The 1,697-nt window shown below is 35.7% G+C and carries 2 protein-coding genes; both read left to right on the top strand.

Translation table 11 applies throughout. The annotated features are described in order from the left end of the window. The first annotated feature begins 68 nt into the window (after positions 1 to 68). Positions 69 to 746: a helix-turn-helix domain-containing protein gene (locus tag JCM14932_RS13875; protein WP_025025383.1), complete on the top strand. Its 678-nt coding sequence runs from the start codon at positions 69 to 71 to the stop codon at positions 744 to 746. Then, positions 692 to 1,654: an IS3 family transposase gene (locus JCM14932_RS13870; RefSeq protein ID WP_369342908.1), complete on the top strand. Its 963-nt coding sequence runs from the start codon at positions 692 to 694 to the stop codon at positions 1,652 to 1,654. The genes JCM14932_RS13875 and JCM14932_RS13870 overlap by 55 nt, the downstream gene beginning before the upstream one ends. Positions 1,655 to 1,697 lie beyond the last annotated feature (43 nt).

Raw genomic sequence — 1,697 nt, 5'->3', positions numbered from 1 at the left:
ATGGATATACTACCTCTCAGGTACACAGATTAAATAAATAAAAATCTGTATACCTGAGAGGTATTTTTGTGCGCTCTTATAGAAAATATTCATTATCTGAAAAGTTAAACATACTTAGAATGATTGATAAGAATAATTCGGTAGAATCAATTGCAAGAGATTTGGAAATAAATCGCAATGTGATCTGGCAATGGAAAAGCCTGTATGATGCCGAAGGCATCAAAGGCCTAGAGAAAAAATCTAAAAATAATAAATATTCAAAGGAATTCAAACTTTCAGTTATAAGAGAACATATTGATAATGGTATTTCCTTCCCCAAACTGACAGCCAAATATAATTTGAGAAGTTCGGGCATGGTCGCAAATTGGTTTAGAGATTATACTATTGGGAAGAAGTTTTATCCCAATAGAAATCAGAGGAACCAAGTTGTGAAAGACGGACGTAAAACCACAAAAGTTGAGAGAATCGAAATAGCACAATGGGCAATAGCTAATGACCATGCCTATAACGAAGCTGCAGATAAGTTTAAGGTTTCGTATCAACAGGTCTATACATGGGTCAGAAAACTAGAAAAAGCCGGTCCAGACTCCTTGTCTGACCGGCGTGGTAAATCCAAAGAAGCCCCGTTAACGGAGCTTGAATTGGCAAAACTAGAGATAAAACGTTTAAAATCTGAAAATAAACATTTGGAATTGGACAATGTTCTATCAAAAAAACTTATGGAGATTCAAAGGAGGGGGAAATAAGTGGTTGGTGTGATATCAACCGAATCTCGAGATACAAAATCATCAAAGAATTAGCGAATAAATATCCGGTTGCTTGGATTTGCCAGACCCTTGAAATAACACGACGCTCTTACTATAAATGGTTAAGCCGTAAGAATACGGATAACGACATGGTGAACGATGAATTGATTAAATTTATTAAAAAATTGGAATCTGAGCATAATAACATCTTCGGTGTAGAAACGTTGGTAATGTATATTAACAGCGAGACCAAATATCATGTAAATGCTAAACGTGTAAGACGTCTTATGAAGTTATATGGTATAAAAAGTTCCATTCGTGTTAGTAAGCACGACCGTAAAGCAGAACGTAAGGAAATGATGTCCTCCAATATCTTGAAACACAACTTTACTCAAGATAAGTCAAACGCTGTTTGGTCAACAGACTGTACTGAATTAAAATATGGAAATCAAGATTCTTACAAAATAAGATTGAGTGCAATAAAGGATCTTTATGATCACAGTATTATTGCTTGGGCAATAGCCGACACTGAAACTAAGGATTTGGTAACTGATACCATTAAAATTGCCGTTACAGAAAGTGGTGTTGATGTGCATGGATTAATTTTGCATACGGATCAAGGATCTGCGTACACATCTTTAGACTTTAATAAGCAGCTCGACGGCTATGGTATTCGTCATAGCATGTCAAGACCCGGAACACCTGGAGATAACGCACCGATGGAAAGCTTTTGGAGTCATTTAAAGGATGAATACTTTGATTTCAATCCATCACTGACTAAAGAAGAGTTAATTAATAACATAACTAAAGCAATTGACTGGTACAACAACGGAAGACGTCAAAAGACATTAAAAGGCATGACTCCGACAGAATGTCGTAATCATGCCTCTCAATTATTAGCATCATAATTTATATTATTTCAACTGTGTACTTGACAGGGTATATTTCCAA

It is taken from the genome of Companilactobacillus nodensis DSM 19682 = JCM 14932 = NBRC 107160 (genome assembly GCF_000615905.1).
Classification (GTDB): domain Bacteria; phylum Bacillota; class Bacilli; order Lactobacillales; family Lactobacillaceae; genus Companilactobacillus; species Companilactobacillus nodensis.
Note: the sequence above shows the minus strand (reverse complement) of the source record. Positions and strands in the feature narration are given on the sequence as shown.